Here is a 22,258-nt window from a genome sequence, read left to right on the forward strand (position 1 = left end):
GGACGACCGATGCCTTCCGGGCTGACGGGTCGACTCTTCGCGGGTCGCGAGCTCGTCGACCGCCTCGCCCGCCAGTCCCCGGCCCGCCTCGCCGTCACGGTGTTCGCGGCCGTCATCGCGGTCTTCACGGCTCTCCTGCTCGCGCCGTGGGCGACGTCCTCCGGCCGGTCCGCCCCCTTCGTCGACGCGTTGTTCACCGCGACGTCGGCCGTGTGCGTGACCGGGCTCGTGGTCGTCCCGACGGGCACGTACTGGTCGACATACGGGCAGGTCGTGATCCTGCTCGGCATCAAGGTGGGCGGCCTGGGCATCATGACGCTCGCGTCGATCCTGGGCATGGCGGTGTCCCGCCGGATCGGGCTGACGCAGCGCCTGCTCACCGCGTCCGAGACGAAGACGACGCGGCTCGGCGAGGTCGGCTCGCTCGTGCGGGTCGTCATCATCACGTCGACCGCGCTGGAGCTGCTCATCGCGCTCCTGCTGTTCCCCCGCTTCCTCGTCCTGGAGGAGACGGTGGGCGAGGCGGCGTGGCACGGGATCTTCTACGGCATCTCCGCGTTCAACAACGCCGGGTTCGTGCCGACGCCGGAGGGGCTCGCGCCGTACGTCGGCGACTGGATGCTGTGCCTGCCGATCATCCTCGGCGTGTTCATCGGGTCCCTCGGCTTCCCGGTGATCCTCAACGTCCTGCGCACGCGCCGCCGCGTGGCGAAGTGGAGCCTGCACACGAAGATCACGCTGACGATGAGCGGTGCCCTCGTCGTGGTCGGCACGGTGCTGTACGGGGCGGTCGAGTGGGCGAACGAGCGCACGCTCGGGCCCCTGTCGTTCGGCGACAAGATCCTCGCGTCCCTGTTCGCGGGGGTGATGCCGCGCTCGGGCGGGTTCTCCACCGTCGAGACGGGCGACATGCGCGAGGCGAGCTGGCTCATCACCGACGCCCTGATGTTCGTGGGCGGCGGCTCGGCATCGACGGCGGGCGGCATCAAGGTGACGACGCTCGCCGTCATGCTGCTCGCGATCGTGTCGGAGGCGCGCGGCGACCGCGACATGGAGGTCTACGGGCGGCGGATCCCCCGCGAGACGCTGCGGCTGGCCGTCGCGGTGTCGTTCGTCGGCGCGACCGCCGTCCTCCTGTCGAGCCTGCTCCTGCTGGAGATCACGGGAGAGACCCTCGACGTCATCCTGTTCGAGACGATCTCCGCGTTCGCGACCGTGGGCCTGAGCACCGGCATCACCCCCGACCTGCCCGACGCGGGCAAGTACGTGCTCGTCGCGCTGATGTTCATCGGCCGCACCGGCACCATGACGTTCGCCGCGGCACTCGCCCTGCGCGACCGCCGCCGCATCGTGCGCTTCCCCGAGGAGCGTCCGATCATCGGGTGAGGTGCAAGCCCAGCTCGCCGACCGCCGACCGCCGACCGCCGACCGCCGACCGCCAGCACAGCCCGACCGACCGCCCCGGAGGACCGACACCGTGACCGCAGAGCAGCCCGACGCCGTGGCCCGGCGCATCGCCGAGCGCGGCCGCGCCGAGCGCGCCCGCCGCGACCAGGCCCGCACCTCGTCCGCGAAGGACGGTGCGATCCTCGTCATCGGTCTCGGCCGGTTCGGCTCGGCGATCGCCGCGACGCTCGACCGCCTGGGGCAGGACGTGCTCGCCGTGGAGCGGGACGCCGACCTCGTCGCGCAGTGGAGCGGTCAGATCCCCCTGGTCGAGGCGGACGCGTCGAACCCGGTCGCCCTGGAGCAGCTCGGTGCGCGCGACTTCCCCGTCGCGGTGGTCGGTGTGGGGACGTCGCTCGAGGCCAGCGTGCTCATCACGGGCAACCTCGTCGACATGGGCACGCCGCAGATCTGGGCGAAGGCGATCTCCGCGGAGCACGGCCGCATCCTGCAGCGCATCGGCGCGCACCACGTCGTGTTCCCCGAGTCCGACGCCGGGTCGCGGGTCGCGCACCTGGTGTCCGGCAAGCTGCTCGACTACATCGAGGTGGAGGACGGCTTCACCATCGTGAAGATGCGCCCGCCGCGCGAGGTGCAGGGCTTCACGCTCGCGCAGTCGAAGGTGCGCGAGCGCTACGGCGTGACCGTGATCGGCGTGAAGTCGCCCGGGCAGGACTTCGTCTACGCGACGCCGGAGACGCGCATCAGCGCGAACGACCTGCTCATCTGCTCGGGGCACGCCGACCTGCTGGAGCGGTTCGCCGCCCGCCCCTGACGGCCCGCGTCCCGGACCGTTGCCGCGGGAGCGTCCGCAGCCCGCGGTCCGACGGCGCCCGGCCCGCTAGGACGTGCGGGCGGCACGACGCCGCAGCGCCACGCCGGTCGCGACGGCGACACCGGCGAACAGGGCGACGCCTGCCAGGCCGGCGCCTGTGGTCGCGAGGCTGCCGGACCCGCCGGACGCGCTGGTCCCGCCGCCCGCCGACCCGGTGCTCCCGTCGTCCGGGTCCTGCGGGTCGCTCGCAGCCACGACCTCGAACGGCTCGGACGTGACCTCGGCGCCCGTGGCGGTGGCGACCACGCGGACGTGGTGCTCGCCGGGGACGGTGTCGGTCGGGACGGTGGCGGTGAGCTCGAAGGTGCCGTCCGCGGCGGTCTCGACGGTCGCGAGGAGCGTGGGGTCGCTGTGGAGCCACACCTCGTGGTCCGCTCCGGCGCCGAGCCCGCCGCCCTGCACGACGAGCGTCCCGCCCGCGACGAACGGGCCCTCGCCGACGACGCGCACGAACCCGGTCTCGCGCGGCGCGATCTCGACGGTGACGCGCACGCCCTCGTCACCGCTCGACGGCGGCGCGGGCGTGGTCGCACCGGCGACGGCGCCCGAGGTGGTGGTGAGGGCCGCGCTGAGCAGCACGGCGGCGAGCAGCCGTCGGGTCGTGGTCACGTCGCGAGAACCTCTTCGTCCGGCCCGTGGGCGTCCTGGGGTCCCCCCGAACCCGACTGGACGGTCGTCCAGTCCAGGCCATCCTGCCATCTCCGTGCCGCCCGGCGCATCGCCACGCGCACGGATCACCCGGTGGAGGGCTGCGCGTCGAGCAGGCGGAGCACGGTGGTGAGCGCCTGCGGGAGCGTGCCGCGCCCCGCGACCCACTCGTCGTGCGCGAGGCGGAACGCCGCGAGGCCCACGTCCGCCCAGAGCGCGACCTCGAGCGGGTCGGCCGTGGGCCGGGCGCTGCGGAGCGACGCCACGACGTGGTCGCGCACCCGGGCGCGCTTCGCGAGGTCCCGCTCCTGGAGCTCGGCGGACCCGGCGACCACCTGCGCCCGCACGGCGGCGTGCTCGCGGCTCGTCGGCCAGCGCTCGGCGAGGACCCGCAGGCCGCCGACCAGCACCTCACGCACCGGCGCGTCGGTGGGCGCCGCGCCGACGACCTCCTCGACGACGTCGAGGATCACGTCCTCGTGGCCGAACACGAGGTCGGACTTCACCGCGACGTACCCGACCCCGTCGTCGTCACGGGCGGCGCCAGCGGCATCGGCCTGCGGGCGGCGCAGCTCCTCGTGCGCTCGGGCCGTCCCGTCGTCGTGACCGGCACGACTGCCGCCGGCGCCGACCGTGCGGCCGCACGCACGGGGGCCACCGCCGTCGTGCTCGACCTCGCCTCCCCCGCCTCGGTCGACCGGGCCGCCGACGAGATCCTCGCCCGCACCGGCGGACGCATCGGCGCCCTGCTCCTCAACGCCGGCACCCAGGTCTCGGCCCCCACCACCACGCCCGACGGCATCGAGCTGACGATCGCCGTCAACCACGTCGGCCACGTCCAGCTCTGGGAGGCGCTGCGCGCCCGGGCGCACGTCGACCGTCTCGTCCTCACCACCTCCGGCACGCACGACCCCGCACAGCGCACCGGCATGCCCGACCCGCTGCCCGTCGTCCTCGACGACCTGCTCCGCCCACCCGGCCCCGGGGTGGCCGAGTCCCTGCGCCGCTACCCCACCTCGAAGCTCGCGAACGTGCTCACCGCCTACGAGATCGCGCGTCGCGCACCCGCGACGACCGTCGTCGCCTACGACCCCGGCCTCATGCCCGGCACCGGCCTCGTGCGCCACCAGCCCGCCTGGTTCCGTGCGCTGTGGCGCGGGATCGGCCCCCTGCTCGCCGTGCACCCGCGCGTCACCACGCCCGCACGGTCCGCACGCCACCTCGCCGCGCTCGCCGACGGCACGCTCCCCGTCCCCACCGGCTCCTACGTGAGCCGTGGCCACGTCACCCGATCCTCCGACGCCAGCCACGACGAGGACACCGCGCGCCGTCTCTACGACGACACCCTCGCGCTCCTCGAGCGTCGCGCCGCGACCGCCCGGTGACCGTCGGCCGTGGCGCCCCTCACCTCGGCGTGAGAGCTCGGAGCGGCGCGCGTCGCGGGTACGCCCGCGCCACGGGGTCCCACGCGGCCAGGAGGACCGTGGCCGCGCACGCGACCCCGGCGACGACGACCTGCACGGATTCCGCCGCGGGCGTCATGAGAAGTCCGTGCACACTCCACGCGGAGTCGTCCGGGCTGCTGAGCACGCCGACACCGAAGGCTCCGAGAACTGGCAGCCACGCGTAGGCAGGGGCGACGAGCGTGGCGACCAGCACCGCGACCGAAGCCAGCAGGAACAGGTTGCGCAGAGCCGCGGCCGCAGCGCCCGGGTCGGTCAGGAGCCCCCCTGCCGCGACGAGAACGACACCCGCACCGAGGACCGTGAGGTGCGACAGAGCACGTGCCCCGGCGACACGTGGCCCCCAGGTGACGACGGGTGCCCGGGGCCATTGGTGCGAGATCCCGCACGCGACAGCAAGGAGCGCGGGAACGGCGACGACGACCGGCAGGGGAACCGCAAGGGTCAGCGGACCGATGGCGTCGATCGTGCCGTCGTGCCAGACGAGCGTGACCACGAGGCCGACCGCCAGCAGCACGAGGGCGCCGTGAACGCCGGTCGCGGCAAGGATCACGCGCCACACGCCGAGCGCTGACCGACTCCTTGGGTCGTTCACGCGAACGGGTAGGTACAGGTCCGGAACTGGGCGAGCAGTGTCTGCGCCTCTGCCGGTGTGAGCGGCTCGTCGACGTATCCGTAGTGCTCCGGGAGCTCGGCATCGACGAGCCCGACCCAGGTCGCGGTCAGCGCGGTGAGGTCGTCCCAGTACGCCTCTCCGGGCGGAAGGTCCCCCTGGAGCTGGGTGCAGTGCACGGGCTCGACCAGCCGAACAGCGGTCTCCCACAGATCGGGGCGCGCACCGGCGAGGACCTCCGGCGTGACGGAGAAGGCCCCGGTCGTCTCGTCACCCGGCCAGGTCCGCTGGTCGGCTTCCGCGACCTCGAGAGGCACGAGCCCGTCGTAGCCGTGCTCCGAAGCGGCGTCGAAGAGTGCCAGCAGATCGTCGGCGTAGAGGCCGACGACGCGTTCGTGCTGCGGGTAGTAGCACCACGGCACCCCGGCGAGGGCACCGCAGGCGTCAGGGTGCGCGCCGGTCGCCTCCAACCTCTCTCCGGGCATCGTCGACGGCGCTGCTCCCGCGGCCAGAACCACGACACCTGCGAGGGCGGGGATCAGCGCGCGCCGGGACAGCGAGGCCGAGGGGGCGGGCCGGACAGCCCAGAGCGCCACGATCACGACGACGAGCGCCAGCACCTGGACGACCAGCCACGCGGTGTCGTAGGCGTAGCCCAGTCGCGGGGTCGTCGCGGCCCCGCCGTACAGGAGCCCGGCGTCCGCGCCCGGTGACGAGAGCAGGTACACCGCGACGAGTGCCGCGAGCGCAGCGCCGATACCTCCGAGCACCGGCGGGGCGAACCGTCCGACGACGGAGCCCAGCGCGACGAAGAACCCCAGCATCGCCACCTGAGCCAGCACTGCGAGGGGTGCGCCCGGGTCCAGGACGGGGGGACCCGAGATCATGACGGTGGCGAGGGTCACGACGAGGTGCAGGACACCGAGGGTCACCCCGTAGGTCAGCGCCACCGTCAGGTCGCCGCTTCGGCCCCGGCTCAGCGGCAGGTCCTTCACCCCTGCACCCAGTCGGACCGTGTCGACCGCGACCAGACCCGCGATGATGGGGCCGACGAGCACGAACCCGATAGAGATCCAGTCGATCGTCCAGATGAGGTCGCCACGCCACGGCGCGCCGCGGTTGAGCATCACGGCGACGTCCGTCGCCAGGACAGCGACGGCACACAGCCACACCAGTCCGTACGTCACGACGTAGCGCCCGGTCGCGAGCAGGCCGGGTTCCGCACCTGCTCGTGCGAGCCCACCGTGCCGACGACGGCCGACGCGCACCCACTCACGCATCGTGGGCCACCTCGTGCTCCGCGGAGACGACCCTCAGGAACCCCAGCTCCACGGTCTCGGCCGTGACAGGTCCGCCGTCGCAGAGTGCGGCGACGTCCCCGTCGTACAGCAGTCGGCCCTGCTCGAGCACGAGCACCGCGTCGGCGACCACAGCAACGTCCTCGGCGAGATGGGTCGAGAGCAGGATCGTCATCGACTCACCGAGCTCGTGGACGAGCCTGCGCACCTCGCGTCGCTGCATCGGGTCCAGCCCGACCGTCGGCTCGTCGAGGACGAGGAGCTGCGGGCCGCCGAGGAGCGCCTGCGCGATGCCGAGACGGCGGACCATCCCTCCGGACAGGTCCTTGATCCTCGACCCGGCGCGCTCGCCGAGGCCGACGGCGTCGAGCGCGTCCATCACGTCAAAGGCCCTGATGCGCCGGGTTCGACTGGACCGGCACCACGCGACGTATCGGAGGTAGTCGACGACCGATGCCCACGGGGGCCCTGTGAAGTCCTGCGGGAGGAATCCGACCGCCGACGCCCCACCTGGGACGCTGACCGCACCCGACGTCGCGCGGGCCGTCCCGACCACCACGCGCATGAGCGTCGACTTGCCGGCGCCGTTGGCGCCGAGCAGCGCCGTCACACCCGTTCCCAGCTCGGTGCTCAGGGGCCCCAGCCTGAACCGGCGGTACGCCGTGACGAGGTCCGAGATGACGACGTCCCCGCCCCGTCGACCGGTCACGGCAGGCTCGCCACGGTGGTCACCGACCCGGACTGCGCGCCGTGCGTCCACGCGAGCCGGTCGTCCGAGCAGGTCATGTCCCCCCACGATCCCGGTGCGTCGACCGACGTCAGGCTCCCGTCGGCCGCGTCGAGGATCAGCATCGAGTCCCCCTCGTTCGTCGTCGGGTCGACCGAGCCAAGCACGACGCGGCCCCCGCACACGGCGAGACCTGCGGGGCGCTGGCCTCGATCCAGGGGGATGCGGACCACCGGGCTCCCGTCCGTCCGCAGGACGTAGACATCGGACGCCATCGTGATCGCGACGAGGTCCTGACCGGCGGCGAGCTCCCGGACGAACCACTCGTCGTCCGTCACGTCGCCGAATCGCACGACGTCGTGCACGTCGCCCGTCGCGTCCACACGGACGACGCCGACCGCGCGACGCGGGTCCTGGATCTCCCACCCCTCCTGCGCACCGTCGACCGTCGTGTCGTGCATGGCGAGCGCGACGACTCCACCGTGAACCGGCCGGGGCTGGCTGGCGAGGTCGAGCGCGACGTCGGTACGGCTCCCGTCGGGCGACGCCGACAGCACGCGGGTCCGGAAGCTCCCGTCCTCGCGCTCGTACGCCGTGTGCCACCAGACCCGACCCCCCGAGAGGACGGGCTCCGGATCGCCGACGGCCAGCGGCAGACGCGTGCCCGGATGGTGATCCTCGGCGCGCCCCAGCAGCCGTGGTGCGCCCTCGGCACGGTCGACGGCGAAGACACGCCAGTTGGAGGTGAACGCATCGACAGAGCTCGTCTCCGCCCAGACCGCCCAGCGATCGTCCAGGTCGCCCGCGGAGGTCTGGCGCGCGGAGCCGTCGTCGGCCACGGCGACGGTGGAAGAAAGACCGGTGAAGCTCCCGTCGTCGTCGAGGAAGCCCACCTGGCTGCTCTCCAGCAGCTCCTCCCCACCGCCGTACGCCCCTTCCGGCATGAGGCTGACGAGCGACGAGTCGCTGTCGATCGCGAGCATCCGCAGGAGGCTTCCGTCACGCCGCACGTCGAACGACACGGCGTCGTCGAGAACGGTCCGATCCGCGGGCGCTGCGACGACCTGCGGGACCACCACCGGGAACTTCAGCGCGGCGCCGTCGACCCCGACGAGAGCGTGGCGCGTCGTCGGGCTCCCCTCGTCGGCCGACGAGGTCGTCGATGCGGTCGGACTCGGCGGCGTCAGCTCCGGAGCGGACGTGCACGCCACCACGAGGACGGCGATGGCGACGAGGAACGACGGGACGAGCAGGCGACGGCCCGACGTCGACCGGACGACGTCCCGGGCTGGTGCAGGGTCCATCGAGGGCTCCTCGGTTCGTGCGCGGCGAGGGACAAGGGTCCGACGGCGGAGGGGAACCGTGGTGCGCAGGATCGCGCCCGTCGACGGGCGACGACGGTGCAGCCCCCTGCGCCGCCCGAAACTTAGCAGGTCGGGGGCCGCGGAGCCTTCGTGCCCGGAATGCGCGACCGCCGCCCGTACCAGGCGCTCGTGCGCTACCGCTCGGCGGGGCCGCCGAGGGTGCGGGCGAGCTCGGCCGAGCGGTCGCGGGCGGCCTCGAGCGCGTCGAGGAACGCGGCGCGCACGCCGCCGGCGTCGAGGCGGCGCAGGGCGGCGACGGTCGTCCCGCCCGGGGAGGACACGCGCTCGCGCAGGATCGCCGGGTGCTCCCCGGTCTCGCGGAGCATCGTCGCGGCGCCGTGCACGGTGGCGGTCGCGAGCTCCAGCGCGGTGGCGCGCGTGAGCCCGAGGAGGACTCCGGCCTCGGCGAGCGCGTCGACGACGTAGAAGACGTACGCGGGGCCGGAGCCGGACAGCGCGCCGACGGCGTCCTGGTCCTTCTCCGGGACACGGACGACGAGCCCGGTCGAGGCGAGCAGCGCCTCGACGAGCGCGAGGTGGTCCTCGCCGGCCGCGGCCCCGCCGCTCACCGCGCTGACGCCGGCCCCCACGACGGACGGGGTGTTGGGCATGACACGGACCACGGCGGTCCCGGCGGGGAGCCGGTCCTCGTAGAACGCGGTCGGGAGCCCGACGACGACGCTCACCACGACCGTCCCGGTGCCGACGGCGTCACGCACCCGGGCGAGCAGCGCGTCGACGTCCTTGGGCTTGACGGCCACGACGACGACGCCCGCCCCGCGCACCGCGTCCACGTTGTCCTGGGTCACCTCGACGCCGTAGCGGTCGGCGAGCTCCTGACCACGCGCGTCCCGCCGCACGGTCGCCACGACGTCGGCCGGGTCCCAGCCGCCGGCGAGCGCTCCGGACAGCACGGTCTCGCCCATGACGCCCGTGCCGAGGACGGCGAGGCGGGGTCGGTTCGGCATGTCGGTCATGGGCCTCGCTCCTTCGGCGGTGGGGTCACGGCATTCTTGCGCAGGTCGAGGACGCGGGGCACTCGCGTCCCGCGCCTCAGAGCGAGGCTCAGAGCGGGTCTCAGAGCGGGTACGCGGCGTAGACGTCCTCGACGAGGTCCGCCGGCCCGGTCGCCTGCAGGACGGCGGTGCCGTTGCGCCACGTCACGGTGGCGGTGCCGTCCGGCCCGGGCACGACCGCGTAGCGGCCGGCCTGCTCGCCGTCGACGGTGACGTCGCCCTCGGCGGTCGGCTCGGCGTCGTCCAGGAGGGCCGTCGCCGCGGCCTCGGCCTCGGCGTCGGTGGCCCACTGCCCGGCCACGACGGTCACGGTCGTCGCCGTCGCGCCCGCGCCGTCGGCGTACACGAGTTCGTAGGCCTCGAGGGCGTCCGCCTCCTGCCACGTGTCGGTCTCGGCGTCGCTGCGCAGGGCGAGGCCGAGCACGGTCGAGGGGAGCGCGTCGGCGAACCGCGAGCTCGTGGTGCGCTCGGCGGGTTCGAGGGTCGGTGTCGGGGACGCCGCGGTGACGGTGACGGTGGGCTCGGGCTCCGCCTCGGCGGCGGGGCGCGCGAACCCGGGCCAGACGTACGCGAGCAGCACCACGACGAGGGCGACCACGACGAGCAGCGCGACGAGGACGGCGAGGCGGCGGCGTCGGTAGACCGCCGGGGTGGCGACGCGCGAGTGGCGGCGGTCCGGCGCACCCGTGGCGTCGGCGGGGTGGCGCGGCCTCACACCGTCGCGCACCGGGGGAGCACCACCCGACGACCGGTCCATCGGCCCTCCTTCCGTCGCGCTCAGCCTAGGGCTCCTCGGGGTGCGCCTCGGGGACGTCGGGGCGGGGTCGCGCGGCGCGGAGCTGGGCGCGGGCCCGCGCGCGCCCGGTCGCCACGGAGACGAGCACACCGACGACGACGAGGTCCACGACGATCTGGATCATCGTGACGATCTTGGCGGCGTCCCCGACGGGGTGGACGTCGCCGTACCCGACCGTGCCGAGGGTGACCATCGCGAAGTACAGCGCGTCCGTGCGGGTCTCGATGCCGACGAACTGGTCGGCCATGAGGTAGTACGTGAACGCGAAGAACGCGACGAGCGGGAGCAGCAGGCCGACGACGGACTGGACGCGGACGCTCGGCTCGTCGCCGGCACGGACCTGCCGCCGCACCTGGAGGGTCAGCACCGCGCCCAGCAGGACGAGCCCGCCGACGAACACCAGGACCTGGGCGAGCGCGGGCGACTCCTCCCGGGGGATCGGGAGCCCGTAGTACACGGTGAGGCAGGCGGTCATGGATCCCACGGTGAGGAGCACCGTCCACCACGGGCTGTCGTGGGCGAGACGTCGCATGTGCCCAGCATGGCCCGGCGGGGCGGCCGACCGGCGGAGCCCGCGGGCCGTGTCGGCGTCAGGGTCTACGTTGGGCCGGTGACCTCGACGACGAACGCGCCCTCCCGCGGCGCGGCGAAGCGGAACCGCCCGGGCTACCGCTGCACCGAGTGCGGCTGGACCACGGCGAAGTGGGTGGGGCGCTGCGGCGAGTGCCAGGAGTGGGGCACGGTCACCGAGGACGCGCCCGCGGCGTCGGGCCCGCGCACCAGCGCGGTGGCTCCGACCCGCTCGCCCGCCCGGCCCATCGCGGAGATCGACGTGGAGGCCGCGCGCGCCGCGCCCACGGGGGTCGCGGAGTTCGACCGCGTCCTGGGCGGCGGGATCGTGCCCGGCGCGGTCGTCCTGCTCGCGGGCGAGCCCGGCGTCGGCAAGTCGACGCTGCTCCTCGCCGTCGCGAGCAACGTGGCCTCCGGGGCCTCCGACCTGCCCACCGCCGTGCGCGGCGGCGCACCGGGCACGACGACGCCCCCGCGCCGCGTCCTGTACGTCACCGGCGAGGAGTCGGCCGGGCAGGTGCGGCTGCGGGCCGAGCGGGTCGGGGCGCTCGCCCCCGGCCTGCTCCTCGCGGCCGAGACGGACCTCGCGACGGTGCTCGGGCACGTCGAGGCGACGGACCCCGACCTGCTCGTCGTGGACTCCGTGCAGACGATCGCCTCGGCGGAGGTCGACGGCGCGCCCGGCGGCGTGAGCCAGGTGCGCGAGGTCGCCGCCGCGCTCATCGGGGCGGCGAAGTCGCGCGACCTGCCGGTCGTGCTCGTCGGGCACGTGACGAAGGACGGCTCCGTCGCCGGACCACGCACCCTGGAGCACCTCGTCGACGTCGTCTGCCAGTTCGAGGGCGACCGCCACTCGCGCCTGCGCCTCGTGAGGGCCGTGAAGAACCGGTACGGGCCGACGGACGAGGTGGGGTGCTTCGACCTCACCGAGGACGGCATCGTCGGGCTGGCCGACCCGAGCGGGCTGTTCCTCTCCCACACGGGCGCGGGCGTGCCCGGTACGTGCATCTCGGTGACCGTCGAAGGGCGTCGCCCGCTCGCGCTCGAGCTCCAGGCCCTCGTCGTGCCCAGCCCGCTGAGCAACCCGCGCCGCACCACCAGCGGCGTCGACGCGAGCCGGCTCGCCATGATCCTCGCGGTCATGCACCGCCACGCGGGCGTGCGCCTCGTCGACCAGGACGTGTACGTCTCGACCGTCGGCGGCGCGAAGGTCACCGAACCCGCCGCCGACCTCGCGATCGCCCTGTCGGTGCTGTCGGCCCGGGAGGACGAGGCCATGCCGCCGGGGACCGTGGCGTTCGGGGAGGTCGGCCTCGCGGGCGACATCCGCCCGGTCACGAGCCTGGACCGGCGGCTCGCCGAGGCCGCACGGCTCGGGTTCACCCGGGCCGTCGTGCCGCGCGGGTCGTTCCCCCGCCCCGTCGACGGGATGACCGTCCACGCGGCGCGCCACCTCGGCGAGGCGTTCGAGCTCGCACGGTCCTCCGGCGCACCCCCGGCGTCGTGACCTGATCGTGACCCTTTTCGGCCCGGGGGCCGCGCCGTCCGGCGCCCCGCGAGGGCCCTCGGCGTAGGATTCCGACGTGGTCACCTCCCCCGCGCACCCCGACGAGCTGCTCCGGGAAACCCTTGCCGCCGTCGCGCCCGGAACCGAGCTGCGCGACGGCCTCGAACGGATCCTGCGCGGGCGGACCGGCGCACTCATCGTGCTCGGCCTCGACCCGGTCGTCGAGCAGATGTGCTCCGGCGGGTTCGTGCTCGACGTCGGGTTCTCCGCGACGCGCCTGCGCGAGCTGTCCAAGATGGACGGCGCCGTGGTGCTCGACCGGGACGCGAACCGCATCCTGCGCGCCGCCGTCCAGCTCCTGCCCGACCCGACGATCGAGACCACCGAGTCCGGGACGCGGCACCGCACCGCCGAGCGGGTCGCCAAGCAGAGCGGCTACCCCGTCATCTCCGTGAGCCAGTCGATGCGCATCGTCGCCCTCTACGTGGGCGGGCAGCGGCACGTGCTCGAGGACTCCGACACCATCCTGTCGCGCGCCAATCAGGCGCTCGCGACGCTCGAACGCTACCGGGCACGCCTCGACGAGGTCTCCGGCACCCTGTCCGCGCTGGAGATCGAGGACCTCGTCACGGTCCGCGACGTCTGCTCCGTCGTGCAGCGACTGGAGATGGTCGCGCGCATCTCCGAGGAGATCGCCGGCTACGTCATCGAGCTCGGCACCGACGGTCGCCTGCTCGCCCTCCAGCTCGACGAGCTCATGGGCGGCATCGGGTCGGACCGCGAGTTCGTCATCCGCGACTACGTGGACCTCGCCCGCAAGGACCGGTCGCTCGCCGACGTGCAGAAGGCCCTCGGCGGTCTGGACTCCACCCAGCTCCTCGACCTCGGCCAGATCGGGCGGGTGCTCGACCTGCCCGGCGGCGGGGACGCGCTCGACGCCGCCGTCGCCCCGCACGGCTTCCGGCTGCTGTCGAAGGTCCCGCGCCTGCCCGCGACGATCATCGACCGCCTCGTGGCGCACTTCGGGGGCCTGCAGAAGCTGCTCGCCGCGAGCATCGACGACCTCATGACCGTCGACGGCGTCGGCGAGCAGCGTGCGCGTGCCGTGCGCGAAGGGCTGTCGCGGCTCGCCGAGTCGAGCATCCTCGAGCGCTACGTCTGACGACGTCACCCTCCCCGCGTCTCACCCCTCGGCGGGCTTCTCCTCGGACGCCTTCTCCTCGGGCGTTGCCTCCGCGCCCTCGGTGGGCTCCTCCTCGGACGGCTTCTCCTCGGGCGTTCCCTCCGCGGACTCGGCGGGGTCCGTGGTCTCGGCGGGTTTCGTGGTCTCGGTGGGCTCCGGCGGCCCGACGACGGTGAACGTCGCCGCGGCGCTGCGGGCGCCCTCGACACCGGCGACCGCCACGACGACGTCGTACTCCCCCGGCTCGACCTCGGGCTGGTCGGGCGCGCAGCCCTCGACGGACCGCCGGCGGTCCCAGCGGACCGTCGCGGTGTCCTCGTCGCCGCGGCCCATGAGGAGCAGGCGCTCGCCCGAGGCGCAGTACCTCGACGACCACACGACGTCCTCGCCGGACCGGACGACCAGGTAGCGCCCGGCGTCCGACCCGTCGACGAGGCACGGCCGCGCGCCGACGTGGCGGACCGTCACGGCGAGCTCGACCGCCTCGTTGACGGTGAACCGCTCCTTCGCCGGTGCGACGGCGAGCTCGAGCGCGGCGGCGTCGCAGTCCTCGGGCGGCCCGGCGGGCTCGGGCGACGGCGGGGCCGACTTGGTCGGCTGCGCGTCCGGCTCGGCGGCGAGCAGCGGCTGGACGGCCCGCACCACGACCTGCCCGAGCAGCACGAGCCCCGTCACCAGCACGACGAGCAGCAGCACCGCGACGACGCGGCGGCGCGCGAGCACGGCGCGCGACGGCCGGGCGGTGCGCGGGGGTGTCGTCGACGGCGGGCTCATCGTCCTCCGGTCCTCGTGTCGGTCGGTCGTGCCTACGCTAGTGCGCCGCCTCCGCGGCCCCGCCGAGCCGCGCCGGGGTCACCCCGACCCCGCACCCGCACCGGACAGGAGACCGACGTGACACCGCGCCCCGCCCTCGCCTCGACGCAGCCGGGCACCGACCCGCGGGACGTGCCCGCACAGGTGCGCGACGCCGTCGGGCGGTGGTTCGCGCAGGCCGCGCGGGACCTGCCGTGGCGGGCCGCCGACCGCACCGCGTGGGGCGTGCTGGTCAGCGAGGTCATGCTCCAGCAGACGCCCGTGGTGCGCGTCGAGCCGGTGTGGCGGGCGTGGATGGACCGCTGGCCCGCCCCCGCCGACCTGTCCGCGGCCCCGACGGCGGACGTGCTGCGCGCATGGGACCGGCTGGGGTACCCGCGGCGTGCGCTGCGCCTGCAGGAGTGCGCGCGCGCGATCGTGGAGCGCCACGACGGGCAGGTGCCTCACGGTGAGGAGGCGCTGCGCGCGCTGCCGGGCGTCGGGGAGTACACGGCCGCGGCGGTGACGGCGTTCGCGCACGGGCGGCGCGCCGTCGTCGTCGACACGAACGTCCGGCGCGTGCTGGCGCGGACGCTGGGGGGCACGGCGCTTCCCGCGCCGTCGTACACGGCGGCCGAGCGGGCTCTCGCCGCGGCCGTCGCCCCGGCGGACGACGCGGAGGCGACGCTCTGGGCGGCGGCGTCGATGGAGCTCGGGGCGCTCGTGTGCACCGCTCGGGCCCCGCGCTGCGACGCGTGCCCGGTCCGCGGGCTCTGCGCGTGGCGCGCGGCCGGGCGACCGGCGGACGAGCACGCGGCCCGACGCCGCACCCAGGCCTGGGCGGGGACCGACCGCCAGGTGCGCGGCCGGGTCATGGGGCTGCTGCGCGAGAGCGACGGCCCTGTGCTGCGGTCCGTCGTGCGCGCGGCGTGGCCGGACGCCGCGCAGCTCGACCGGTGCGTCGCGAGCCTCGTCGAGGACGGGCTCGTCGAGCAGGACGGCGAGGTCCTGCGGCTGCCGGAGTGACGGTCAGGCGAGCTCGAGGAGCATGCGTGTGTTGCCCAGGGTGTTCGGCTTCACGCGGGCGAGGTCGAGGAACTCGGCGACGCCGTCGTCGTGGGAGCGCAGGAGCTCGGCGTACACGTCGGCCGCGACGGGCGTCCCCTCGATGGGCCGGAACCCGTGGCGCGTGAAGAAGTCGACCTCGAACGTCAGGCAGAACACGCGGCGCAGGCCGAGCGCGCGGGCCCGGTCCAGGAGCTCGGTGACGAGCGCGTGACCCACGCGGTGGCCGCGCCACGCCGGGTCGACGGCGAGCGTGCGGATCTCCGCCAGGTCGTCCCACATCACGTGGAGCGCACCGCATCCGACGACCTGCGGGTCCGTCCCCGCCTCTGCGACGACGAACTCCTGGACGGCCTCGTAGTAGCCGACCATCTCCTTGGCGAGGAGGATGCGGGACTCCGCGTAGGGCTGGACGAGCGCCCGGATCGCACGGACGTCCGCGGGCAGCGCGGGGCGGACGCGGACGGCCGGCGCAGAGGTCGGCGCAGAGGTCGGCGCGGGGGGCTGGGACACGGCGCCACTGTACGCGCGAGACCCGCATCGCGCATACTCATTCCACCGGATGCATATTCCCAGCCTGTCGGGCCGGGCCGGGCGCCTACCGGCTCGCCGCGAGACGCGACGCCGTGATCTCGTCGATCACCAGGTCCGTCACCACGCCTGCCCGCAGGGCCGCCCGCAACGGCGCCACCTTGTTGTCGCCCGCCACCGCGCACACGCGCCGCGGGACCCGCCGCAGCTCGTCGGGCGCCGGGCCCGTCGCCCGCTCGTTGAGCGCGATGTCGCGGTACGTCCCGTCGGGACGCAGGAACACCGTGCACACGTCGCCGACCACCCCCTCGTCGTCGAGCACCGCGATGTCCTCCGGCTCCAGGTAGCCCGCCGCGTACACGTGCGACGGCACGCCGCCCGCCACGGCCCCCACCGAGAACAGCGCGATGTCGGCCCGGTGCTGCACGTCGAGCACACGCTGCACCGAGCGCTCGCGCCACATCGCCTGCTTGGTCTCCGCGTAGTCGAAGAACGCCGGGACCGGGAAATGGTGCACGTGGGCGTCGAACGCCGTGCCGAACCCTGCGATGAGGTCGCCCGCGTAGTGCACGCCCGACGTGCGCGTGTTCGCCGCGCCGTTGAGCTGCACCACCGCGCTCCCCCGCGTGGGCTTGCGGGGAAGGTGGCGCGAGACCGCCGAGAGCGTCGTCCCCCACGCGATCCCCAGGATCATGTCGGAGTCGAACCACGTCGACAGCAGCCGGGCGGTGGTCATGGCGACCTGCTCGAGCCGCTCCACCTGCGGCGCCTGGTCCGGCACCGGCACCACGTAGGCGTCCACGCCCCAGACCGCGGAGATCTGCTGCCCGAGACCCGGGCCGCGGCTCTGCGTGGGCCGCAACGAGATCTCGACGAGACCCGTCTCGCGCGCCTTCTTCACGAGGCGGGACACGGTCGACCGCGACGTGCGCAGGTGCTTCGCGATCGCCTCCATCTTCATGTCCTGCAGGTAGTACATCGACGCCGCCCGCAGCACGTCCTGCTCCCGGTCCACCATGGCACCCTCCCCTCGACCGGACCTCAGTCTTGCACGTTTGTGCACAGCGGTTGCGCGTTGTTGCCCGTCGTGATGGTGTGAAGGACGTGCGCAGACGGCGTGACGCGTCGGCATGCGCTCGCTGCCGCGGTTCCCGCTCGCGCACCTGGGACGAGCGTGGGACCGTCGCACTGAGCGCACCCGTGACGCGATGCCCGACGACGCACCAGGTCGACATCGACGAGAAGAGGTTGGGACGGATGGCATCCACGAGACTCACCGCGGAGTCACGCCGACAGGCCCTGGCAGCGTTGGAGGCGAGCACGAGCGCGGACGCCGAGCTCGACGTCCTCGTCATCGGCGGCGGCGTCACGGGAGCGGGCATCGCGCTCGACGCCGTGACCCGCGGGCTGTCGACGGCGATCGTCGAGGCGCAGGACTGGTCCGCCGGGACCTCCAGCCGGTCGAGCAAGCTCGTCCACGGAGGCCTGCGCTACCTCCAGATGCTCGACTTCCACCTCGTGCACGAGGCTCTCACCGAGCGCGACCTCCTCCTCAAGGACATTGCGCCCCACCTCGTGCGGCCCGTGCCGTTCCTCTACCCCCTCGAGCACCGCGTGTGGGAGCGCGCCTACGTCGGCGCCGGCATCGCGCTCTACGACACCCTCGCGAGCGTCGCCCCCGGCAAGCGCGCCATGCCGCTCCACCGGCACCTCAGCCGCAAGCGTATGGAGAAGAAGTTCCCCGACCTCGCGCACGACGCCGCCGTCGGGGCCGTCCAGTACTGGGACGCCTCCGTCGACGACGCCCGCCTCGTCAGCACGCTCGTCCGCACCGCCGCCTCCTACGGCGCCCACGCGGCGTCGCGCACCCAGGTGGTCTCCCTCACCAAGGGCTCCACCGGCGCCGTCAACGGCGCCGTGCTCGTCGACCTGGAGACCGGGAACGAGCTCACCGTGCGCGCCCGCGCCGTCATCAACGCCACCGGAGTGTGGACCGAGGACACCGAGGCGCTCGCCGGCAGCGAGGGCGGCCTGCGGGTGCTCGCGTCCAAGGGCATCCACATCGTCGTCCCGCGCGAGCGCATCAAGGGACAGGTCGGCCTGATCCTGCAGACCGAGAAGTCTGTGCTCTTCGTCATCCCGTGGTCGCGCTACTGGGTCATCGGCACCACCGACACCCCGTGGGAGCAGGACCTCCAGCACCCCGTCGCCACCTCCGCCGACATCGACTACGTCCTCGAGCACGCCAACGCCGTGCTCGCGCACCCCCTCACGCGCGACGACATCATCGGCACCTGGGCAGGCCTGCGCCCCCTCCTGCAGCCCGGCACCAAGGAGGGCACGAGCTCCGCGAAGGTCTCGCGCGAGCACACCGTCGCCTCCCCCACCCCCGGCCTCACCGTCATCGCGGGCGGCAAGCTCACCACCTACCGCGTCATGGCGAAGGACGCCGTCGACTTCGCCATCGGCCAGCGCGCCAGCGCCCTGCCGTCCATCACCGACAAGATCCCGCTGCTCGGCGCCGTCGGCCTCGACGCCGTCCGCCGCCAGGCCCGCCCCTGGGCCACGCGCTACGGGTGGACGCCCGCCATGGTCGACCACCTGCTGCACCGCTACGGCTCCAACCTCCGCGAGATCGTCGAGCTGTGCGAGGCCGACCCCGACCTCGCACGCCCCCTCGAGCACGCCCCCGCCTACCTGCGCGCCGAGATCGCGTACGGCGTCTCGCACGAGGGCGCGCTGCACCTCGAGGACCTCCTCCTGCACCGCACGCGCCTCAACTACGAGATCAGCGACCGCGGGCTCGCCGCCCTGCCCGAGATCGCCGACATCGCCGCCGGGCTGCTCGGCTGGGACGACGCCACCCGCGACGCCGAGGTCGCCAGCTACACCGCGCGCGCCGAGGCCGAGGCCGCCGCCGAGACCGAGCCCGACGACACGTCCGCCGAGCGCACCCGGCTCGAGGCCGACGACGTGTCACCGCTCGTGCCGCTGCGCACCACGTGACCACGTGGCGCCCGCGCACGTCGCGGGCGCCACGACAACTGAACCCGGCAGGCCGAGCCGACCCCCTCGCCCAGCCGTCCCCCGACCCCTCGCAGGGCCGGACCACAGCCACGGCGCACCCCCGCGTCGTCGGGGTTGAGACAGCGCAGTCCAACGAGAAAGCGAGAACGACGATGTCAACGTGGGAGATCTTCCTCACGGAGTTCCTGGGGACCATGATCCTGCTCCTGGGTGGTGCCGGTGTGGTCGCCAACGTGGTGCTCCCGAAGACGAAGGGGTTCAACGGCGGCTGGCTCCTCATCAACTTCGGATGGGGCCTCGCCGTGTTCGCCGGTGTGTTCGTGGCGTTCAAGACCGGCGCCCACATCAACCCCGCCGTGACCTTCGGCATCTGGGCCAGCGGTGCCGAGGAGTTCGGCCCCGGCATCCCCGTCACGGCCGCCAACGGCTTCATCTACGTCACCGCGCAGATGGCCGGGGCCGCGATCGGTTCCGCCCTCGCCTTCCTCGCCTACAAGAAGCACTTCGACGAGGAGGCGCCCGGCGCCACCAAGCTCGCCGTGTTCTCCACCGGTCCCGAGCTGCGCTCCTACGGCTGGAACTTCGTCACCGAGGTCATCGCGACGTTCGTCCTCGTGTTCGTCGTGCTGTCGTTCGGCAACTGGCCCGGAGACATGGGCCCGCTCGCCGTCGCCCTCCTCGTGGTCGGCATCGGCGCCAGCCTCGGTGGCCCCACCGGCTACGCCATCAACCCGGCCCGTGACCTCGGACCGCGCATCGCGCACGCCCTCCTGCCCATCAAGGGCAAGGGCTCCAGCGACTGGGGCTACTCCTGGGTCCCCGTGCTCGGCCCGATCGTCGGCGGCGTCATCGCCGGGCTGCTCGCCCCGGCCGTCGCCTTCGGCTGACCCCCGCGGGAGGCGACGGCCGGCGCGCGCGGGCCCCCGGGCCCTCGTCTGCCACCGCCCGCCGTCGCCTCCCCACCCCACCCGCACCGCACACCGACGTGAAGGACTGAACCCACCATGGCCGACTACGTCCTCGCCATCGACCAGGGCACCACCAGCTCGCGTGCCATCATCTTCAACCACTCCGGGGAGATCGTCTCCACCGGGCAGCTCGAGCACGACCAGATCTTCCCCAAGGCGGGCTGGGTCGAGCACAACCCCGAGCAGATCTGGAACAACGTCCGCGAGGCCGTCGGCCTGGCGCTCACCCGCGCCAACGTCACCCACAACGACATCGCCGCCGTCGGCATCACCAACCAGCGCGAGACCGCCGTCGTGTGGGACAGGACCACCGGCAAGCCCGTCTACAACGCCATCGTCTGGCAGGACACCCGCACCCAGAAGATCGTCGACGAGCTCGGCGGCTCCGACGGCCCCGACAAGTACAAGTCCGTCGTCGGCCTCCCCCTCGCCACCTACTTCTCCGGCCCCAAGGTCAAGTGGATCCTCGACAACGTCGAGGGCGCGCGCGAGAAGGCCGAGGCGGGCGACCTGCTGTTCGGCAACACCGACACGTGGACGCTGTGGAACCTCACCGGCGGCGTCGACGGCGGCGTGCACGTCACCGACGTCACCAACGCCTCGCGCACCATGCTCATGGACCTCGACACCCTCTCCTGGCGCGAGGACATCGCCGCCGACATGGGCATCCCGCTGTCCATGCTCCCCGAGATCAAGTCGTCCTCCGAGGTCTACGGCAAGGGCCGCAAGCAGGGGCTGCTCCCCGACGTGCCCATCGCCGGCATCCTCGGCGACCAGCAGGCCGCCACGTTCGGCCAGGCCTGCTTCGAGGTCGGCCAGGCCAAGAACACGTACGGCACCGGCAACTTCATGCTGCTCAACACGGGCACCGAGAAGGTCATGAGCGAGAACGGCCTGCTCACCACCGTCTGCTACAAGATCGGCGACCAGCCCGCCCGCTACGCGCTCGAGGGCTCCATCGCCGTCACCGGCTCCCTCATCCAGTGGCTGCGCGACAACCTCGGCATGTTCGAGGACGCCCCCGACGTCGAGTGGCTCGCCGGCAAGGTCGAGGACAACGGCGGCGCCTACTTCGTCCCCGCGTTCTCCGGCCTGTTCGCGCCCTACTGGCGCCCCGACGCCCGCGGCGCCCTCGTCGGCCTCACCCGCTACGTCAACCGCAACCACATCGCCCGCGCCGCCCTCGAGGCCACCGCCTTCCAGACGCGCGAGGTCCTCGACGCCATGAACGCCGACTCCGGCGTCGACCTCACCGAGCTGCGCGTCGACGGCGGCATGGTCGCCAACGAGCTGCTCATGCAGTTCCAGGCCGACCAGCTCGGCGTCGACGTCGTGCGGCCCAAGGTCGCCGAGACCACCGCGCTCGGCGCCGCCTACGCCGCCGGCATCGCCGTCGGGTTCTGGTCCGGCGAGCAGGACGTCATCGACAACTGGGCCGAGGACAAGCGCTGGTCGCCCGCCGTCGAGGAGGGCGAGCGCGAGCGCCTCTACCGCAACTGGAAGAAGGCCGTGACGAAGACGTTCGAGTGGGTGGACGAGGACGTGGAGCAGTAGTCCTGCTCGTCTAATCCGTACCTCGCCTTCTCGTCCGGAGGGGGTGGGGTGGTGTCGCGGTCTGCCATCCGCGCGCTCGTTCCTCGCGCGCTCCCGCCAGACCCGCCACGACCGGCGACACCACCCCACCCCCTCCTTTCGCGTCACCGTGCGGGTGGGGTACTTGTCTGCCTGCTCGCGTCGTGGGCGGGGGCGTGCCCGACGGCGAGGGGTCGCCCGGGCGGGCGAGTCGCCCGGGTCGTGCCTAGCGTCGTGGGCGGGCTGTCGACCGGCGGCCCGCCAGCGACGGGAGGCGTCATGACCGACACGCACCACGAGCAGCCCCACGCGGCGCCCGACGAGGTCGAGAAGGTCCGCGAGCTCGTCAAGGACGAGCGGATCGCCATGCTCACGACCGTCGCCGAGGACGGCGGGCTCGTCAGCCGGCCCATGGGCGTCCAGGCCGTCGACTTCGACGGAGACCTGTGGTTCTTCGCCGCCGAGGACTCACACAAGGTGGCCGAGATCGCGCGCGACTCGGCGGCGAACGCCGCGTTCTCGGGCACGAGCTCCTGGGTGTCGGTGTCCGGGCGCGCGACCCTCGTCCGCGACCCCGACACGATCCGGGAGCTGTGGAACGCCGTCGCCGAGGCGTGGTTCCCCGACGGGCCGGGAACGCCCGGCGTCGTGCTCATCCGGCTGCACGCCGAGTCCGCCGAGTACTGGGACTCCCCCGGCGGCCGTGTCGCGACGCTCTTCAGCCTCGTCAAGGAGAAGGTCACGGGCACGCCCTACGACGGGGGCGAGAACGCGACCGTGACGCTCTGACCCGCAGACCGGCCGCCACCGCTCGGCCCGTCGGCCGGGCGGTGGCTA

General features: G+C 73.6%; 22 protein-coding genes. 10 read left to right on the forward strand and 12 right to left on the reverse strand.

Annotated features, from left to right (window positions below; genetic code table 11):
- Window positions 1-9: 9 nt before the first annotated feature.
- Complete coding sequence (locus tag LGQ04_RS16760) at window positions 10-1,386, forward strand: TrkH family potassium uptake protein (RefSeq protein ID WP_229245115.1); 1,377 nt, start codon at window positions 10-12, stop codon at window positions 1,384-1,386.
- Window positions 1,387-1,585: 199 nt separating this feature from the next.
- Window positions 1,586-2,221: a potassium channel family protein gene (locus LGQ04_RS16765; RefSeq protein ID WP_229245142.1), complete on the forward strand. Its 636-nt coding sequence runs from the start codon at window positions 1,586-1,588 to the stop codon at window positions 2,219-2,221.
- A gap of 66 nt (window positions 2,222-2,287) precedes the next feature.
- Here the strand turns inward: LGQ04_RS16765 and LGQ04_RS16770 are convergent, their stop codons facing one another.
- Window positions 2,288-2,890, reverse strand: a complete 603-nt coding sequence (locus LGQ04_RS16770; RefSeq protein ID WP_229245116.1) for a hypothetical protein — start codon at window positions 2,888-2,890, stop codon at window positions 2,288-2,290.
- A gap of 125 nt (window positions 2,891-3,015) precedes the next feature.
- Window positions 3,016-3,435: a hypothetical protein gene (locus tag LGQ04_RS17870; RefSeq protein ID WP_229245117.1), complete on the reverse strand. Its 420-nt coding sequence runs from the start codon at window positions 3,433-3,435 to the stop codon at window positions 3,016-3,018.
- Between LGQ04_RS17870 and LGQ04_RS16780 the strand changes: the two genes are divergently transcribed.
- Window positions 3,409-4,314 (forward strand): SDR family NAD(P)-dependent oxidoreductase, encoded by a 906-nt coding sequence (locus tag LGQ04_RS16780; protein ID WP_229245118.1) that lies wholly within the window; start codon window positions 3,409-3,411, stop codon window positions 4,312-4,314. The genes LGQ04_RS17870 and LGQ04_RS16780 overlap by 27 nt on opposite strands.
- Window positions 4,315-4,333: 19 nt before the next feature.
- Here the strand turns inward: LGQ04_RS16780 and LGQ04_RS16785 are convergent, their stop codons facing one another.
- From LGQ04_RS16785 to LGQ04_RS16815, 7 genes are all read right to left on the reverse strand, one after another.
- Complete coding sequence (locus tag LGQ04_RS16785; protein ID WP_229245119.1) at window positions 4,334-4,945, reverse strand: hypothetical protein; 612 nt, start codon at window positions 4,943-4,945, stop codon at window positions 4,334-4,336.
- Between the two features lie 38 nt (window positions 4,946-4,983).
- On the reverse strand, window positions 4,984-6,285 hold the full coding sequence (locus LGQ04_RS16790; RefSeq protein WP_229245120.1) for a hypothetical protein: 1,302 nt from the start codon (window positions 6,283-6,285) through the stop codon (window positions 4,984-4,986).
- The gene (locus LGQ04_RS16795; protein WP_229245121.1) at window positions 6,278-7,012 is read right to left on the reverse strand and encodes an ATP-binding cassette domain-containing protein; all 735 of its coding nucleotides are present in this window, start codon (window positions 7,010-7,012) and stop codon (window positions 6,278-6,280) included. The genes LGQ04_RS16790 and LGQ04_RS16795 overlap by 8 nt, the downstream gene beginning before the upstream one ends.
- A complete protein-coding gene (locus LGQ04_RS16800) occupies window positions 7,009-8,334 on the reverse strand; it encodes a hypothetical protein (RefSeq protein ID WP_229245122.1) in 1,326 nt (441 codons plus the stop codon). Before LGQ04_RS16800 ends, LGQ04_RS16795 begins: the two co-directional genes overlap by 4 nt.
- Window positions 8,335-8,528: 194 nt before the next feature.
- Window positions 8,529-9,371, reverse strand: a complete 843-nt coding sequence (proC, locus tag LGQ04_RS16805; RefSeq protein ID WP_229245123.1) for a pyrroline-5-carboxylate reductase — start codon at window positions 9,369-9,371, stop codon at window positions 8,529-8,531.
- Window positions 9,372-9,471: 100 nt separating this feature from the next.
- Window positions 9,472-10,167: a hypothetical protein gene (locus LGQ04_RS16810; protein ID WP_229245124.1), complete on the reverse strand. Its 696-nt coding sequence runs from the start codon at window positions 10,165-10,167 to the stop codon at window positions 9,472-9,474.
- A gap of 25 nt (window positions 10,168-10,192) precedes the next feature.
- Entirely contained in the window at window positions 10,193-10,738 is a 546-nt protein-coding gene (locus LGQ04_RS16815) for a potassium channel family protein (RefSeq protein ID WP_229245125.1), read from the reverse strand.
- Between the two features lie 9 nt (window positions 10,739-10,747).
- Between LGQ04_RS16815 and radA the strand changes: the two genes are divergently transcribed.
- Window positions 10,748-12,283 (forward strand): DNA repair protein RadA, encoded by a 1,536-nt coding sequence (radA, locus tag LGQ04_RS16820; RefSeq protein WP_372470124.1) that lies wholly within the window; start codon window positions 10,748-10,750, stop codon window positions 12,281-12,283.
- A 76-nt stretch (window positions 12,284-12,359) separates the two neighbouring features.
- Window positions 12,360-13,445 carry a DNA integrity scanning diadenylate cyclase DisA gene (gene disA / locus LGQ04_RS16825; protein ID WP_229245127.1) on the forward strand — a complete coding sequence of 362 codons (1,086 nt, stop codon included), beginning with the start codon at window positions 12,360-12,362 and terminating at the stop codon, window positions 13,443-13,445.
- Window positions 13,446-13,466: 21 nt separating this feature from the next.
- Here disA and LGQ04_RS16830 read toward each other — a convergent pair whose 3' ends face one another.
- Window positions 13,467-14,240: a hypothetical protein gene (locus LGQ04_RS16830; RefSeq protein ID WP_229245128.1), complete on the reverse strand. Its 774-nt coding sequence runs from the start codon at window positions 14,238-14,240 to the stop codon at window positions 13,467-13,469.
- 171 nt (window positions 14,241-14,411) lie between these two features.
- Between LGQ04_RS16830 and LGQ04_RS16835 the strand changes: the two genes are divergently transcribed.
- Window positions 14,412-15,284, forward strand: a complete 873-nt coding sequence (locus tag LGQ04_RS16835; protein ID WP_372470125.1) for an iron-sulfur binding domain-containing protein — start codon at window positions 14,412-14,414, stop codon at window positions 15,282-15,284.
- Window positions 15,285-15,287: 3 nt separating this feature from the next.
- Here LGQ04_RS16835 and LGQ04_RS16840 read toward each other — a convergent pair whose 3' ends face one another.
- Window positions 15,288-15,836, reverse strand: coding sequence for an amino-acid N-acetyltransferase (locus tag LGQ04_RS16840; RefSeq protein WP_229245129.1), 549 nt, complete (start codon window positions 15,834-15,836; stop codon window positions 15,288-15,290).
- 85 nt (window positions 15,837-15,921) lie between these two features.
- Complete coding sequence (locus tag LGQ04_RS16845) at window positions 15,922-16,872, reverse strand: sugar-binding transcriptional regulator (protein ID WP_229245130.1); 951 nt, start codon at window positions 16,870-16,872, stop codon at window positions 15,922-15,924.
- A gap of 239 nt (window positions 16,873-17,111) precedes the next feature.
- On the opposite strand from LGQ04_RS16845, the gene LGQ04_RS16850 reads away from it, so the two are divergent.
- The 4 genes from LGQ04_RS16850 to LGQ04_RS16865 all read left to right on the forward strand — a co-directional run bounded on the left by LGQ04_RS16850 (window position 17,112) and on the right by LGQ04_RS16865 (window position 22,210).
- The gene (locus LGQ04_RS16850) at window positions 17,112-18,860 is read left to right on the forward strand and encodes a glycerol-3-phosphate dehydrogenase/oxidase (RefSeq protein ID WP_229245131.1); all 1,749 of its coding nucleotides are present in this window, start codon (window positions 17,112-17,114) and stop codon (window positions 18,858-18,860) included.
- Between the two features lie 173 nt (window positions 18,861-19,033).
- Complete coding sequence (locus LGQ04_RS16855; RefSeq protein ID WP_229245132.1) at window positions 19,034-19,768, forward strand: MIP/aquaporin family protein; 735 nt, start codon at window positions 19,034-19,036, stop codon at window positions 19,766-19,768.
- 117 nt (window positions 19,769-19,885) lie between these two features.
- Window positions 19,886-21,403 (forward strand): glycerol kinase GlpK, encoded by a 1,518-nt coding sequence (gene glpK / locus LGQ04_RS16860; RefSeq protein ID WP_229245133.1) that lies wholly within the window; start codon window positions 19,886-19,888, stop codon window positions 21,401-21,403.
- A 297-nt stretch (window positions 21,404-21,700) separates the two neighbouring features.
- The gene (locus LGQ04_RS16865; RefSeq protein ID WP_229245134.1) at window positions 21,701-22,210 is read left to right on the forward strand and encodes a pyridoxamine 5'-phosphate oxidase family protein; all 510 of its coding nucleotides are present in this window, start codon (window positions 21,701-21,703) and stop codon (window positions 22,208-22,210) included.
- Window positions 22,211-22,258: the final 48 nt, after the last annotated feature.

The organism is Cellulosimicrobium marinum, from assembly GCF_020551945.1.
GTDB classification, from domain to species: domain Bacteria; phylum Actinomycetota; class Actinomycetes; order Actinomycetales; family Cellulomonadaceae; genus Cellulosimicrobium; species Cellulosimicrobium marinum.